Consider the following 16167-nt stretch of genomic DNA (forward strand, 5'->3'; position numbering starts at 1 on the left):
GGGGCTGGCACATGGCTAGTAACAGCAATAAAGTTTTATTAAGAAATGAAGTTCCAGAAGAGTTAACTTGGCGCTTGGAGGATATTTTTGCAACTGACGCCCTATGGGAAGCGGAATATAAGGAAGTCGCAGAAATTGCTAAAAAGGCACCTAGCTATGCAGGTACTTTAAAAAATGGAGCAGATGCTTTATTAGCAGTTCTAACATATCACGATGATATTTATGAACGTGCAATGAAGCTTTACACGTATGCCCATATGCGTAATGACCAAGATACGACAAATAGCTCCTACCAGGATATGAATAGTCGTATTCAAACATTGGCGACTAGTATCTCAGCTGCCCTATCTTTCTTAACACCAGAGATTTTATCATTGAGTGAAGAAACAATAGAAAGTTACTTAGCAGAAAATAAAGATTTACAACTGTATAAGCAATCTTTAAAAGAAATAACAATGGCACGTCCGCACGTATTACCGGCAGAGCAAGAAGCATTACTTGCACAAATGTCTGAGGTTACAGGTACCGCTTCAAATGCATTTAGTATGTTAAATAACGCTGATATCGTCTTCCCTAAAGTGAAAAATGAAGATGGAGAAGAAGTACAGCTAACACATGGTAACTATATTAAGTTTTTAGAAAGCAAAGATGGCACTGTTCGTGAAAATGCCTTTAAAGCCATGTACGAAACTTATGGCAACTTTAAAAATACATTTGCTGCTACATTAACTGGTAATGTAAAAAAGCATAATGTTAACGCACGTATTCGTAATTATGATTCTGCACGTCATGCTGCAATGTCTAATAACTTTATTCAGGAAAATGTTTATGATCAATTAGTAGAAACAATCCATAAGCATTTGCCAGCTATGCAGCGCTATATTTCATTACGTAAGAAACTTTTAGGTGTGGACGAACTGCATATGTGGGATTTATTTGCGCCACTCATTAAGGAAGTTGATATGAAAGTCACTTACGACGAAGCGAAGGATATTTTAGTAAAAGCCTTAGCGCCACTCGGTGAAGAATATCAAGGTATTGTCCAAAGTGGCCTTGATAACCGTTGGGTAGATGTCTTAGAAAACAAAGGGAAACGCAGTGGTGCGTACTCTTCAGGCGCCTATGGAACAAATCCATATATTTTAATGAACTGGCAAGACAATGTTAATAATCTGTTTACACTTGCTCATGAATTTGGTCATAGTGTACACAGTTATTACTCACGTAAAAACCAGCCGTTTGTTTATGGCGATTATTCTATTTTTGTGGCTGAAGTGGCTTCTACATGTAATGAAGAACTGTTAAATGATTATTTATTGAAAACAATTGAAGATCCACAACAGAAAATTTATTTATTAAATCATTGGTTAGACGGCTTCAGAAGTACTGTTTTCAGACAAACTATGTTTGCTGAATTTGAACACCTAATCCATCAAATGGATAAGAATGGTGAATCTTTAACAGCAGAGCGTCTAACAGAGGTTTACTATAATTTAAATAAACAATACTTCGGTGAGGATATTGTTGTAGATGAGGAAATCGGCTTAGAATGGGCTCGTATTCCACACTTCTACTATAATTACTATGTGTATCAATATGCTACAGGTAAATCAGCTGCAACAGCATTAAGTAAACAGATTTTAGAAGAAGGCACACCAGCTGTAGAACGTTATATTAATAACTTCTTAAAAGCAGGTTGCTCTAATTTCCCAATCGAGGTGTTAAAGGCAGCGGGTGTTGACATGAACGTAGCAAAACCGATTGATGATGCATGTAAAGTATTTGAAGAACGTTTAAATGAGTTAGAAAAATTATTGTTGAATAACTAATTAGAAAGGCTGTAGGAAAATTTCTACAGCCTTTTTTCTATGATTAGTTTGACGGTAAAAAAAATAAAGTATAATGAATTTTTTTGATTTCTAAATGATTAAAAGTGTGTATCTTGAAAAAATACTGTCTGTAATCGCTTTCTATTTGACAAATTTGTGAATCTACTATTGGATTCATTGCTAATTTTATTATTCCGTGATAAAGTGATTCTTGTGAAATAAATCACAAAACAAACATACACCCCTTTGTTTGAACGTGAACATTTCTCCCATCCCCTTTGTGAAAAAGAAGTGTCACTATCTGTCGAGGATAGTGACGCTTCTTTTATTTTTTTGTTTTTTTATGTCGATTTAGCGGAGAATTCCGATAAAAATGAAAAAGGTTCCGATAAATCGCTGAAACGTTCCGACAAATTACTAATATGTTCCGATAAATCACTAGAACATTCCGATAAAGTCCTTATTCTGGTGGAGATGTCCGATGAGCCGCTCGATGTTCAACAATACCGAGAATTGTCGATAGCATCATGAATTACACCACTCCTTCGAGTAGGATTTCGTCAGACAAACTGGTACGGTAATTTCTCCCACCTTATAACACCATCATTCTTACTAAATCAAATGCTATTAGACTAAGTGAGGACCCTTCTAGCGTTACCCTATCATTTGATTCGTTATAACCTTTCAATTCCAAAAGGAACTGCCTAGCCTTTACCAGATTGATGTAACCATCATCGATTTGAACTAGGAACATTTCGCATAACTTTTCTGCTTCGTTAGTGAAAAAGTGATTGCTCTAATTGAACAATCGCACCTGTTAGTTTAAGTACATTTCATAAAAAATAGAAAGTAACAAAGAGTCGTACTTTCAATTAAATTAACATTACTTATTTGATTTCCTCAGCCAACTCCAAAATAATTCCCTCTGGACCACGAACGTAGCATAATTTATAACTTTCTTCATATTGCTGTATCTCACTAAATATTTCCGTGCCCTTCTTTTTCAATTTGGCAACAACAGCTTCAATATCTTCAACAGTAAATGCAATATGTCGGATACCCAGTGTATTTGCAAGGGATTGCTGAATATCTTTTTCATCTGACGGCGTATAAAATTTGATTAGCTCTATCCATGTTTGACCGTCTGGCGTTCCCAATCCTACACACGCTACTTTAACGTCATTAAGCCCAACTGCATATCCCATCAACTCTCCTTCCATTTTCCATTCCCCCTTCACCTCAAGTCCAAAATCGAGAAAAAACTCTTTAGCGGCAGAGAGATCATTTACGATTACTCCCACATGATCTATTCTTTGGATCCTCAAATTTCATACCTCCTATGTTCCTGTTATGTTGCAATATCCTGTATTCAAATTCTAGTATTAACAAAGGGACGATTACTATAATAATATCAGTGAAGAAAAGAATCGTTTAACTAACTGTATTAAATTATTTTTAAATTCCTTCCCATTTCCCTAACGGTGTCAATTAGGGATAATTATTCATATACTTTCCACCTGTTTTTTCTTAATGTTTCCCTTTGATTTTTAAACAATACTGTATCGTTAGTGAAAAAGTGATTGCTCTAATTGAACAATCGCACTCCGTTAGTTTAAGTACATTTCTTTACATTCTTTTCTTTAAATAAAATGAATAAAATCCTGAAACACAAAGGTAGATAAACGTCCAAAAGTTAAAAATAAATGATTACAGGAGCGATTGAGGAAGCAGAATATGAGAATTAATCATAAACACAAGTCCTATTCTAATTAGACTAAGCTTAATTAGAAAAAATAAAATATTTGGTTGGGATAAGTTAATCTTTTTCGAACAAAATAAACATAAAAAAGAGGATAAAAAAGAGGATAAAAAAGAGGTGCGAAAAATGAAAAAAGTTATTATAGTTCCTTATTTTTCACTGTTATTTCTAATTTCAACAACATTATCTTATGCTGAATCAGATTATTATCAGCCTGCTAAAGAGTCTAAAGAAGAAATAGTAATGAACATGTTTTTTTCACTACTGTTACCCAATATCCAAGAAACAGTTTCTAAATACTATTCAGATTATCTTACAGAGCGTCCCTTGGTGTATCCATATCAAATAAAAATTATAAATATGGAAAGAACAGGAACTGATTTTATGTATTCAGTAACCCTTGAAGTCACTCCAGTTTTGGGTGCGCATAACCCAGTAGGAAGAGACCAACTAACGTTTTCTATAACTCCAAATGAAATCAAACTTAAAAATTTTAAACATATGGAAACTTTTGAACTTCCACCGCATTTGCAAGATATCATAAAGAAAAAGTAAATGATTGTATGTTTGAACCGTTTGGATTCAGTACCTATTTTTAGGTGTTTTTATACCTAACCTTCAAATAATTTAGTCAATATCTTCAATTAACCTGTACCGTTAGCATAATAAGAAAAGCTACCTTCGACTTTGGCAACTGGTTCTTGTGGTATGGTTCATTGTGATATATTTTAGTGCAGTTCTTATTTGACCACTACAATAAACTCTAAAGTAATACTATTATATTGGAATTTTTAACTAAAAATGACCTTACTTGTGTACCGCTCTAACTTAAAAGCGTCTTACATATTTTCAAACTGAAATAAATCAACTAAAATGGTATATAAATGATGGAAATCCTAAATTCCACTCATTTATCTTTATTTATACAAATTTACTAAAGAGGAGCACGAAGATGAAAAAGAATTTTTTATCGTTACTGATGGCCATAATAATGGTCCTATCAGTTAGCGTATCGGTGTATGCCGATGAAACGTCGCCACCAGCGACAAGAGGAGAGATCGTTAAAACCTTGTTGATGGCAGCAGACGCTTATCAACCAGGAATTAATAAAGAAGCCATTATGAAATACTCTAAAAACGAAGATTTAAGAGAGAATGAGCCAGCAAAGAAGGTTGAAGCTTTAGTCATGTTGAGTAGGGCATTCGGCGAATTACCAGAGCCTGTCGGAAATGATCTGCGCAGTGGAACATTTGGCGTAGAGTTCACTGATGTACCCGCTTGGGCTAAGAAAGATATCGATAAACTGGCAAAAGCAGGCGTACTGATGGGCAAACCCGACGGCACATTAGGCGTAAATGACACTATTACGATCGATGAGTTCCAAAAAATTATCGCCAGAGTGTGGACGCTTGAAGGCTCCCATTTAAATGACGATTTTTATGAAGCAATCAATAAGGAATGGTTAAATAAATCGACAATTCCGGCAGGAGAAATCATGGGCGGCGGATTTCCCGAGCTGCATAAGCAAAATAACGATAAAATAGAAAAGATAATAAATGAGTTAGCTGGCAAACAGTTCACAGAAGGAACAAAAGAACAGAAAATTGCCGACTTCTATACGACAGCGTTAGATACAAAAAATAGAAATAAACAAGGGATTGAACCTATTCAAAAATATGTAAAGGCCATTAATGAGGCTAAAACGTTTGACGAGCTCGTTCAAGCAGATCTTACCCTGGAGAAAGAATTGGGTCTAAGCGCATTATTTAGCTTTGCAATCATGGGCGATGCAAAGAACAGTAGCGAAAATGCTTTGTATTACACTGGATTAGCTACCGGTCTGGACAAGAACAGCTTTGTAACGGAAGACGAGAAAGCGAAAAAAGCCTATATTCAATATATGAGCAAACTTCTCGTGTCATCAGGGGAGGAAGAGTCTGCAGCGAAAGCCCATGCCGAGAAAATTTACGGAATGGAGAAAAGCCTAGCTTCTGTATCGCTTGAACCTCATGAACAAGGCGATGTCAATAAATTCTATAATCCGTATACGATCGAACAATTCGATGACATGTTCAAAACAGTAGATATGAAACAAGTCTTGAAATCGATGAAAGTCGACAGTGCTGATAAAGTAATCGTATTCGATGTGAAGCTGGCGCAAAAAGGCGCAGAACTCTTGACTGAAGCTAATCTTGACGTACTTAAAGCTTACTCCAAAGTACAACTGCTTTCAGCAACAGGCGGTTTGTTGGCAGATGAATTCAGAGACGCTGCAAATGAGTTTTCTGCAACGTTATACGGTGTTGCAGGAGAAAAAACAGATCAGGAAATCGCAGTAGCCATGACAACTGGCACAATGAGCGGGTATTTGGAGCAAATGTTTGCAGAAAAACATTTTTCACCAGAAGCTAAAAAAGATGTTGAGCAAATGGTAGAGAAGTTAATTGCTACGTATGAAGAAAGAATCAAATCTCTTGATTGGATGTCAGAAACGACAAAAGCTAAAGCGATTAAAAAGCTGGATACGATGATTGTTAAGATCGGTTACCCAGATAAGTGGGATACGACATTAGACAAAGTAGCGATCAAGACATATGACGAAGGTGGTTCACTGTTCACTAATACCTTCGCAGTAAAGAAAGCATACATTGATAACACGAAAGCCAAGCTAGGAAAACCGGTTGATAGAACGGAATGGGCAACGAGTGTTTATACCGTAAATGCTTTCTACAATCCGCTTAATAACGAAATTACGTTCCCAGCAGGTATTCTCCAAGCACCTTTCTATGATATTAAAGCTAAACCTGAAGAAAACTATGGTGCTATTGGCATGGTCATTGGCCATGAGATCACCCATGCATTTGATAATAACGGATCGGCATACGATGAAAACGGAAATGCAAATAACTGGTGGACAGAAGAAGACTTTAAGAAATTCAAAGAGAAAAACCAGGAACTGATTGAGTTCTATAGTAACATTGAGATTATTCCGGGTGTGTTGAACGACGGTCAGCTTACACTAAGCGAGAATGTCGCTGATTTAGGTGGAATGGCCGCTTCACTGCAAGTTGTATCCAAAATGAGTAATCCAGATTATAAAGCATATTTCGAAAGTAATGCTGAAATATGGAAATCTACAACTACAAAAGAATTTGCAGAGGTTCTGAGCAAAAACGATGTACATTCAGCCAATAAAATTCGGGTAAACCGCACGATTGTGAACTTCCAGCAATTCTATGATACGTATGGAATTAAGCCTGGAGATGGCATGTATGTAGCTCCGGAGGATCGAGTTTCTATCTGGTAAAAATAAGAGCAGATAGAGTTAATTTCGATAGCCTCTTACATCAGTGTATAAAGGCAACGAGGTAGTCAGGAAGTAAGGCTGTTTTTTCAAAGATTGTTGCTGTTAAAACAAAAAGGCAGATTTAATCTACAAAACGTGTAGATTAAATTCTGTCTTTTTGTTTCGATGGCGAATAGTAGAATCAAGTTGAACACTTTAGAAAAATAAAAACATCGTACGCGAAATCGTGTATTATTGAGGCTCCTACACCAATCAATAAGAAGGGATTTCGAATACGATGCTAGAACAGGATAACATAAAAACACCGAATAAGAAACCACGCCTTACACAATTTCAACGTGGAGAACTTCAAGGCTACTTGAATGCCGGAATTACAAATAAAAGCGAGCTTGCGCGAAAACTCAATGTTTCGCGTGGGACAATCTACAATGAACTAGCTCGTGGCACGACCACTCAAGTAAAGAAAATTAACAGAAAACATATTTACACGACGCAATATCTTGCAGAAACAGGTCATACAACGACAAAAGTTGAGGAGGAAGCTAGTTAGTAATTCAAACTAAGGAATGCCCAAATCAAAACGCCATTATGATAATCGTAAGAGAATTGCCTGTATATATTAATGTAATTAAACTGCACATTAAAAATCATAATTTGAATAAATTAACAATTGTGAATATGCTAAAAATATAAATTCGCAATAGTTAATAAGCTCCCTAGTGTAAACGTTATCAATGTGCGAATTTTATAACTTACTTTGGAAGAGGGGATTTTAAATGAGTAATGTCAAAGCTGTAGAAGTATATGATGCAGGTAATATCTGTCCAGATGAGTTACCTTGGGTTTCTTATTTTGGGGTGGCTCATTTTAAGTTACTTAAAGTTAATCCAGTAACAGGACAAACTATTACCCTGTTAAAAGTTCCTGCGGGGACACAGCTTCCTACACATTTCCATCCTGGAACGGTTATTGTGTATACCATTAGTGGCTCTTGGAGATATATGGAGAATGATTGGGTTTCTAACGCTGGCGATGTAGTTTATGAGCCTGCTGGATCCCAACACACACCTGAATCTCTAGGAGATGAAGATGTTATTACGTTAAATATTGTTGAGGCAACATTAGACTATGTGAATGAAAACGGAGAAATTATTGCTAGAGATAATTGGAAGTCATTATTGCAAAAATACCATGATCATTGTGAGGCTGAGGGAATTACGCCTATAGATTTGACTCAATTTTAATAGAGATTGATAAAAAAGAGAAGCCCTTCCATAAGACGAAGTGGCAACTCTTTTTTCTTATATTTTCGAAATTTCAGATTTTAGATAATAGATATACTTGTTTAGTAAAATGGATAAATGTTTATCTTCAGATAAAACTAACCCAAAAGAAATATTGAGACCTCTATGATTTACCAAATCAATGGGAATGATCTCTCCATTTATAACGGGGGGATAATTTTTCATGATGAAATCAGGAGCGAATGTAATAGCCGAACTTTCAATGATAGCTTGGAGAATGCCGTCCAAATTGTTTGATGTAAATAGGATTTTCATGGGCTGGTATTTGTTAAAGAAATCATGAACAAAGTATTGCATAAATTCACCGTAATATGTAACAAGCGTTTGATCTAGTATTTCATGTGAAGATATGGCACCTGTAAACGCTAAAGGAGAATGTTTAGAAACATAGATCTTCTGCTTCCCTTCAAATAGTGATTCAAAGGCTATTCCTTCCATGTTTGTGTTCCAGTCTGGTGAATAGGCAATCAGGCCGATGTCGATCTGATGCTGGCGAACATCTTCAATCACAGAAGAGCCGCTTTTTTCATTTATTTCTACATTTACTTGTGGATAATCTTGTTTAAAAGCAGCTAAGGCCTTTACTAGAATCGTCGTCAATCCTGGTATGGAAGATACTTTTAGTTTTCCTTCTACCATTGAATTAAATGAGTGGGCGGTCTCTTTGATTTCCTCCAATTTTCTTAACACTTCGTAGGCTTGCTTCAGAATGATTCTACCTTCATCGGTTGGTACAGCACCGTGACCCCTTGAGCGATGTAAAATTTTTAGCCCCAATTCCTTTTCTAAACTAGTAATGGATTGGCTAATACCGGATTGAGTCACATAAAGATTCTGTGCTGCTATAGAGAGTGAATTGTGTTTTGCGACTTCAACAATATATAGTAGTTGTTCAAAGTTCATAGTTTTCCTCCTTGTCTATTAAAAATGCGTATCAAAATAAATATTGGAAATGAGAACCAGTAACATATACAACCAAAAGTTGTGGATGACATTTTTAAAAATATATGCTCTGTATATTAGTTGAGTGGAGGCTGGGCGACTCCTTGATGAGCCAAGAAAATGAAGAGAATTGCAATTAAGTAAAATTACAATTCTCTTCAAACTATAAACAACTAGGGGCGAAGTATTCATATCACTTCTGATGATTCGTTAAATTAAAGGGCGATATATATCTTTCCAGTAAGGAATCATCTCTTCTGAAAAAATATAAACAAAATCATTGGAAGTTAGGTTTCCTAAATTATCTAATGCAATTCCAAACTTGAAATATATTTTATAGTTTCTGTTTATAAAATACTCTTCATTTTTTAAACTATCCAATTTAGAACCGAATTTTGATAACATTTTATTATCAATAAAAACTTCCTCTTTACAATTTAAGGCTAGTTGAATTAACTGTCCTTTTTCATTATACATTGCTTGACTATTCGTCCTGTTTTCTGTAGTTATTCCCTTTTTATTATTCTTGCTTATTTTTAACGGAACTTCCCATATTTTTTCAATTTCACTCGGTTGCATGCCGAATTTCAATAATCCTACAGATTGATACGGAATAATTTCATATTTTAAGTTTATTAGCTGTTTATCAAAACTTCTGAATTGAAAAGCTAATTTTATATCTTTCTCGTAAATATTTTTTTGGTTATCTGAATAAATTGTTAATTGAATTCCATCATCAGGATAATCCAAACCGTAAATCGACATGTTATATTGAGGAAATATATAACATCCATCAACAAAATACGGATTTTCTTTGAATAAAAATTGCTTTGATTCATTCATTAAATCAATTTTTTGTTTATTCAAAAAAATAATCTTTGGATTGTTCACAGAAATACTTACTAAAACATCATCTACAAAATGAAATCTATAATCATCTTGATATTGAAAAAATTCTTTTCCATTGACATTTTTCTTATTCAATTCACCTAGGATATTGTTTAAGTCTGAAGATGTCATAAATAGCTTTACTTCGTTTATCCCGATTTTAGGTAATATTTTCAACTCTCTTCTCATACCTTTTGCCTCATCTACAATATTTTCTTGTTACTCTTTTTTGTTCTGCATGGGGTTATATTTCCATTGTCTCCTTCGCATTTCAACATTTCTCTTATTCCATCATTAAATTGAGAACAAATTTTCTTTGTATCCAATCGAAAACTTGACTTACAAATTTTCCTATTAAATATATAAATTCTCCCAAGAATAGATAAATCCTTCTTCAACTAATCTATCCTGTTAGCCATTCAGAAGCAGTATCATACCCTGTAAGTGCCAAGATGATTATTGCGTATATTAAAAAATGTAATTATGCCGAGGCATTTTTGATATTATTTATGAAACTTTCTAACTAATTTGAAAATACAATCAAACCGTTTGCTGTCTCCCTTCGTTTCCTTTGATAGTACCGTTAAAAAACATGTATAAAATGGAGGGGAAATCATGAAGAAGACCGTGTTTCTATCAGTTTTACTGCTCTTTGTCATTATGGCTACCGGATTGTCAGCCAATGCAAAAATGGACCGTAAGCAGGCGTCCCAGGCGACACTAAATTCCGTTCAAAGTGATCATGTCATCCGTGTGTACGGACCAGGCGGACCACTTGGACCAATCAAGGAAGCTGCTGAACATTTTTCAATTGAAACGGGAATAAAGGTGGAAGTAACAGCAGGACCAGAGAGCAATTGGATCAGCCAGGCAAAGCAAGATGCAGATATTATTTTCGGTGGCTCAGAATATATGATGCAGGACTTCATCTTTAACCATCCCGAAATGATTGACACTAAATCACGAACGGAGCTTTACCCGCGTGCTACAGGAATATTGGTGAGGAAAGGGAATCCGAAGAAGATTGAAAACCTGGAGGATTTAACGAAAAATGGAGTCAAAATACTTGATGTGAATGGTGCTGGCCAGCTCGGCTTGTGGGAAGACATGGCAGGCAGAAAAGGGATAATCGAAGGTATTTCTCAAAATATTGACCTTTCTGTAAAGTCGAGTGCAGAAGCCATTGAACGATGGAAATCGAATCCTAGCTTAGACGCCTGGATTACCTATGAATCATGGCATTACCGGCTCAAGGATGTGACCGACCTGGTCGAACTTCCCGAAGAAGAAAAACTCTATCGTGGAACTCCGATCGCCCTGACGAAAATCACCGATCAGAAAAAAGAGGCACAGCAATTTATTGAGTATTTAAAAACGGAAGAAGGTCATCAAATCTTTCAAAAATGGGGATGGAAATAAGGTTGGGCCTTAAATCTGGCTCTTCATCAAAACGTGTGGTTGATTTCCGTTCCGACTGGGCGCTTTGTTGCTGCCGCTTCGCTTTCGCACAGCTAAAACATTTGCCGCTGACGCTTCGCTTTCGCGCAGAGCAGAGCTTCCTGGGGGCGTCCGATGAGCCGCTTCACTCGCGTTGCTCGCTCCAGGGTCTCATCTGTGACGCTGATCCCCAAGGAGTCGCCCAGCCTCCACTTCAATCAACTAGTATACAGCACATATATTTTAAAAAATGTCATCCACAACTTATGGTGATGAGCCTTAAATCTAAAAAAACTGGGAGGAACATGTATGAAAAAAGGGATTTTTACCTTCACAATACTATCGATTATTTTTGTTTTGGCTGCCTGTGGAAAAAGCACTGAGGAAAAAAAAGAGACGGATCAACCCGCTCAAGCCCAAACGGAACAAACTAAATCGGAACAAGCTCCAGCTGACAGCCTTCAGCTTTTGAAGAATGACAAAGTTGGAGAATACCTAGCAGATTCACAGGGAAAGACGCTGTACTACTTTAAGAAGGACGAAGCAGGAAAAAGCAATTGTAGTGGCGACTGCCTGGCAACCTGGCCAGCATTTTCTCAGGAAGATTTCTCTGTCCCAGAAGGTTTTGACAAAAAGGATTTCGGTACAATTACAAGGGAAGACAACGGTAAGAAGCAGGTCACGTACAAAGGCTTTCCTCTTTATTATTTTGCTAAAGACCAGCAAAAAGGGGATGTAAACGGACAAGGAGTAAAAGATGTATGGTTTATCGTAAATAGCAAAACAGAATTTAAGTAAGCCTGTCCAGGGAACGATCAGTAGCGGTCGTTCCCATCCATACTTTTACAATAGTATAATGGCAATGGCTCATCACCAAAAGTTGTGGATGACATTTGTTAAAACGTATGAAATGTATGGGAATATATTTTTATCCAATAACAGGGAGTGCCACATGAAAGAAAATTACGATGCGGAATTAATGAAATTGGTAAACGAAAAACACGGTCACGCATTAGAGGAGCTTTATGATCGATATATAAAGCTTGTTTACGGCTTCGTTATGAAGTTTTGTAATGGGAATGAGGAGAAGACGAAAGAGATTATTCAGTTGGTCTTTTTGAGGCTATGGACAACAAACAGCCATTACGATCCCGCTCAAGGCAGCTTTGTGAATTGGCTCCTCACGATTACTCGCAATATTTGCATTGACTACCACCGCAAAGAGAAGAGGCATACGCAACACTATCAAGAGGAACATGAAGAGATCGCCGACCTTGCCAATGCAATCGAGCAACGAGTAAATATGAATGATATTGAGATGGCGAAAAACAAATTGCCGACGGCGCAAAGGAAATTAATCGATTTGCTTTATTGGAAAGGGTATTCTCTTTCAGAGATCGCCAAGCTGGAACAAGAGCCGCTCGGCACGATTAAAAGCAGGTTGCACCAAGCACTTAAAGGTTTGAGGAAACATCTGGAATTGGAGGATATAAAATGAGAAGGGATTGTGATCATTTAATTCCATATATAGCAAATGAGCTCAAGGAGAGCGAACGCATGGCCTTTGATGAACATTTAAAGAATTGTACGAAATGTAAGAAAGAATGTCAGGAATTGTCCCAGGCCTGGCATGCTTTGCCGTTTGATTATACCGAAATCGAGGTGCCTGAATCGCTAAAAGGCGAGGTGCTGGGTTTTGTTTTTGATCACAAAACGAAAAGCGATACGGAAACATTCATGGCTAAGATGAATAAGCTTGCGATGATGCTAAAAAACCATTTTACTCCAGTTTCAACCAGTATCTTGGCCGTCTTGTTGCTCGTGATTATTGGCCTTGAAATAGCGAATGTACAGGAAAAAAATCGTCATGCCGAAAATATACCCATTGAGATTTTAACGACCATTCCCTTAAAAGCAGCCAATCAAAGCCACCCGGGAACAAACGGCATCGCATATATTGTCCAGCAGGGATCTGAGAAAAATCTGGTGGTGCAGGTTCATGAATTACCCGGCGTCGAAGGTTCACAGGTTTACCAGGTTTGGCTGCTGAAAAACGGCACAAGGGAAAATAGCGGCATATTCAAGCCAGACGAAAACGGATCTGGAATACTGACCTACCAGCTCGCTGAAGGGCAGACTTTTGATCAAATCGGCATCACTGTTGAACCGGACGCCAACAGCAGCCAGCCAAAGGGAGAAAAAATAGCCGGGTCATAGATGGTAACAGAAAAGGGCAGATACATTTTAGTGACAAGGAATTAAAATACCATTGGACTGTAATAGCAGCTTAAACTCTGATGGAGAAGTTGGTTATTTTATTTTTACAGTCTATGTGGTTGAATCGAGAACGGGATAATTGATTTATGGGGCTAATAAAAAAAAGCAAGTGAAGTTTCTCTTCACTTGCTTTTTTTTAGGGCTTTTTGGACAAATCCCTATTCTATAGAATAATAGTATAATTGCATTATTTAATACGCCATAATGTAGCGTGTTCTGTCTGAATTCGTTCAATCTTTTGTTGCAGCATACGTTTCTTTAATTCACGTTCAACTGTTTGTTCTGTTAACGAGTAGATAAAAGCTACTTCGTGTGTTGAAAGCGTATTGAATTTTATAAATAACTCTTCCATTGTTGGTAATGGTTTGCGTACAAGCTGTTCATCCATCATTTCTTGTAAAATATGTTCATAAACGTCATAGGAATAGTTACCACTAACTTTTAGACCCTCATCTTCAATACATTCATTGAAAAATACAATGCTAGGCACTTCATCAACTTCCATTTCACGTTTCATATACAAATCGCATTGGAAGGCACGTGCTGTTTCCTTTGACCCAAAGTCTGCAGAAAATTCTTTCATGTCTAATTGAACATCCTCCGCAATTTTTAACAGCGTAGCATAAGAATTTACATCTTGATGGTTGAGTATTACATATTCTTGTAGTTTCGACAAATAGCGAGCTCCTGCACGTTTGCCCTGTAACTCTGCTGCTTTAATAGCGATAGATGGTAAAACAGGGTGATTAATGTCGAGTTCGATACCAGATACACAACCCTTTACGCGCTTACTTAAACAATTCAAAGAGGCAAGCTCTGTGCTTAGTACAAGGCGCCATGTAAAGTAATGATTGTATTCTAGTTGTAACTTACGAAGAATGGCTTGCATACTAAAAGCTTCAGGACAAAGTGGATCTACGAAAATATACAATTCAATAGGCTTATTAGCAGTAGAAATCTCAGGAGTTGGCTTTTGCAACATTTGAATATTATTCACGTAACAATTCCCCCTCATCGTCATTTGGTGTATTAATCATGTGATGAGCTGTTAATACTAAACGTTGATAATAAGTTTCGCGGAACTTCCCTTCCAAACCAACTTCATCCATCGCTTCGGACATACATTCAAGCCAAGCTTGAGCACGATCAGGTGTAATCGGAAAATTCATATGACGTGCACGCATCATTGGATGTCCATGCTCCTCAGTGAAAAGATTTGGTCCACCTAAATACTGTGTTTGAAATTGAATTTGCTTGCGGGCTGTCTCTGTCAAATCTTTCGGAAAGATTGGAATAAGATCAGGATGCTGAGCTACTCTTTTATAGAACGCATGAATTAGCTCTGAAAGTTTTTCAGCTCCCAGCTCCTCATAAGGAACAGTGTATTTTCGAGTCATAAGTTAAATGCTCCTTTAATTCTTTATATCGTAAAGTATAATTTTCTACTCGGTCATCTTCAAAAATGTGAATTTCTTGTGACTACCTTCATTCTATCAACGTCTTTTCGTTAACACAAACAAAGCGCTCTTTCGAAATGTTTTTCGCTAGAAAAACACAAATTTCACCACAATGGGTGAAATTTGCCGGAAAAGACTGTAATAACAGTGATTATGCGATTAAGCTGTGTAGTAATTCATCACTTTATTGACATAATTCTGCGTTTCTTTGAAAGGAGGAACGCCACCATACTTTGTAACGCGTGAAGCTCCTGCATTATAAGCAGCTAAAGCTAACGATGGATCATTATCGAATTTATCTAGCATTTGGCGTAAATATTTAGCCCCAGCCATAATATTTTGCTCAGGATCAAAAGCGTTTGTAACCCCTAAATATTGTGCTGTTTTGGGCATTAACTGCATTAATCCTTGTGCACCAGCATGACTAACCACTGTTGGATTAAAATTAGACTCTTGCTTAATCACTGCAGCGATCAGTTTCTCGGGTACATTATATGTAGCTGCTGCCTTTTCAATAATCGAAGCGTATTGGTTCGCTCCTGCTAATGCATTGGCATATGCTGTTGAACCAATGACATTATCTGAAACATAGGAGTCGAGTTTTGTACTAGATTGTGCGTTTGCTAATGCTGCCTGCACAGAATCAGGGATATAGACGGCATTAGAACCATTATAGAGCAATGATTGATACGCACTATTTTGCATGTTTTCAGACAACCCATTTAAACTACTAAGCTGGTTCATCATTGACGAGGCACTTGATACACCCCCGAGCAAACTGGATAATTTTGCACTATTAGCAGTTGTTGCACCACCGAGCAATTCGTTAATCATGTTTGAAAACATAGAATTACTGTCTGTAAGATTGTTTGACGTTGAATTTGCTGTAGAGCCTAGTGTTTGTAATGCTTGAATTTCAAGCATAGTTCTGAGTGATTGGATATCCAAGGAGTTGGTCACCCTTTCT

General features: G+C 36.9%; 16 protein-coding genes. 10 read left to right on the forward strand and 6 right to left on the reverse strand.

What is annotated here, in order from left to right:
* The first annotated feature begins 11 nt into the window (after window positions 1-11).
* Together pepF and QRN68_RS04545 are read left to right on the forward strand one after the other, a co-directional pair.
* Window positions 12-1829 carry an oligoendopeptidase F gene (pepF, locus tag QRN68_RS04540; protein ID WP_285395507.1) on the forward strand — a complete coding sequence of 606 codons (1818 nt, stop codon included), beginning with the start codon at window positions 12-14 and terminating at the stop codon, window positions 1827-1829.
* A 246-nt stretch (window positions 1830-2075) separates the two neighbouring features.
* Window positions 2076-2360, forward strand: a complete 285-nt coding sequence (locus QRN68_RS04545; RefSeq protein ID WP_285395508.1) for a hypothetical protein — start codon at window positions 2076-2078, stop codon at window positions 2358-2360.
* Window positions 2361-2716: 356 nt separating this feature from the next.
* On the opposite strand, the gene QRN68_RS04550 is transcribed toward QRN68_RS04545, so the two are convergent.
* Entirely contained in the window at window positions 2717-3154 is a 438-nt protein-coding gene (locus tag QRN68_RS04550; RefSeq protein ID WP_285395509.1) for a VOC family protein, read from the reverse strand.
* 560 nt (window positions 3155-3714) lie between these two features.
* Between QRN68_RS04550 and QRN68_RS04555 the strand changes: the two genes are divergently transcribed.
* From QRN68_RS04555 to QRN68_RS04570, 4 genes are all read left to right on the forward strand, one after another.
* On the forward strand, window positions 3715-4143 hold the full coding sequence (locus QRN68_RS04555) for a DUF3888 domain-containing protein (RefSeq protein ID WP_285395510.1): 429 nt from the start codon (window positions 3715-3717) through the stop codon (window positions 4141-4143).
* 397 nt (window positions 4144-4540) lie between these two features.
* The gene (locus QRN68_RS04560; protein ID WP_285395511.1) at window positions 4541-6895 is read left to right on the forward strand and encodes a M13-type metalloendopeptidase; all 2355 of its coding nucleotides are present in this window, start codon (window positions 4541-4543) and stop codon (window positions 6893-6895) included.
* 277 nt (window positions 6896-7172) lie between these two features.
* A complete protein-coding gene (locus tag QRN68_RS04565) occupies window positions 7173-7445 on the forward strand; it encodes a helix-turn-helix domain-containing protein (RefSeq protein ID WP_285395513.1) in 273 nt (90 codons plus the stop codon).
* Window positions 7446-7671: 226 nt separating this feature from the next.
* Window positions 7672-8139 carry a 2,4'-dihydroxyacetophenone dioxygenase family protein gene (locus tag QRN68_RS04570; RefSeq protein ID WP_285395514.1) on the forward strand — a complete coding sequence of 156 codons (468 nt, stop codon included), beginning with the start codon at window positions 7672-7674 and terminating at the stop codon, window positions 8137-8139.
* 57 nt (window positions 8140-8196) lie between these two features.
* On the opposite strand, the gene QRN68_RS04575 is transcribed toward QRN68_RS04570, so the two are convergent.
* The gene (locus QRN68_RS04575; RefSeq protein ID WP_285395515.1) at window positions 8197-9102 is read right to left on the reverse strand and encodes a LysR family transcriptional regulator; all 906 of its coding nucleotides are present in this window, start codon (window positions 9100-9102) and stop codon (window positions 8197-8199) included.
* Window positions 9103-9351: 249 nt separating this feature from the next.
* Window positions 9352-10218 (reverse strand): hypothetical protein, encoded by an 867-nt coding sequence (locus QRN68_RS04580; protein ID WP_285395516.1) that lies wholly within the window; start codon window positions 10216-10218, stop codon window positions 9352-9354.
* 426 nt (window positions 10219-10644) lie between these two features.
* On the opposite strand from QRN68_RS04580, the gene QRN68_RS04585 reads away from it, so the two are divergent.
* The 4 genes from QRN68_RS04585 (at window position 10645) to QRN68_RS04600 (ending at window position 13683) form a co-directional block, all read left to right on the forward strand.
* On the forward strand, window positions 10645-11448 hold the full coding sequence (locus QRN68_RS04585) for a substrate-binding domain-containing protein (RefSeq protein WP_285395518.1): 804 nt from the start codon (window positions 10645-10647) through the stop codon (window positions 11446-11448).
* Between the two features lie 327 nt (window positions 11449-11775).
* A complete protein-coding gene (locus QRN68_RS04590; RefSeq protein ID WP_285395519.1) occupies window positions 11776-12264 on the forward strand; it encodes a hypothetical protein in 489 nt (162 codons plus the stop codon).
* A gap of 154 nt (window positions 12265-12418) precedes the next feature.
* Window positions 12419-12964: an RNA polymerase sigma factor gene (locus QRN68_RS04595; protein WP_285395521.1), complete on the forward strand. Its 546-nt coding sequence runs from the start codon at window positions 12419-12421 to the stop codon at window positions 12962-12964.
* Complete coding sequence (locus tag QRN68_RS04600) at window positions 12961-13683, forward strand: anti-sigma factor (protein WP_285395522.1); 723 nt, start codon at window positions 12961-12963, stop codon at window positions 13681-13683. Before QRN68_RS04595 ends, QRN68_RS04600 begins: the two co-directional genes overlap by 4 nt.
* Before the next feature lie 247 nt (window positions 13684-13930).
* On the opposite strand, the gene QRN68_RS04605 is transcribed toward QRN68_RS04600, so the two are convergent.
* The 3 genes from QRN68_RS04605 to QRN68_RS04615 all read right to left on the reverse strand — a co-directional run bounded on the left by QRN68_RS04605 (window position 13931) and on the right by QRN68_RS04615 (window position 16148).
* Complete coding sequence (locus tag QRN68_RS04605; protein WP_285395523.1) at window positions 13931-14740, reverse strand: DsbA family protein; 810 nt, start codon at window positions 14738-14740, stop codon at window positions 13931-13933.
* Window positions 14733-15140: a globin domain-containing protein gene (locus QRN68_RS04610; RefSeq protein WP_285395524.1), complete on the reverse strand. Its 408-nt coding sequence runs from the start codon at window positions 15138-15140 to the stop codon at window positions 14733-14735. The genes QRN68_RS04605 and QRN68_RS04610 overlap by 8 nt, the downstream gene beginning before the upstream one ends.
* 219 nt (window positions 15141-15359) lie before the next feature.
* Window positions 15360-16148: a lytic transglycosylase domain-containing protein gene (locus QRN68_RS04615; protein WP_285395526.1), complete on the reverse strand. Its 789-nt coding sequence runs from the start codon at window positions 16146-16148 to the stop codon at window positions 15360-15362.
* Window positions 16149-16167 lie beyond the last annotated feature (19 nt).

The organism is Lysinibacillus sp. fls2-241-R2A-57 (assembly GCF_030209535.1).
Taxonomy (GTDB): Bacteria; Bacillota; Bacilli; order Bacillales_A; family Planococcaceae; genus Lysinibacillus.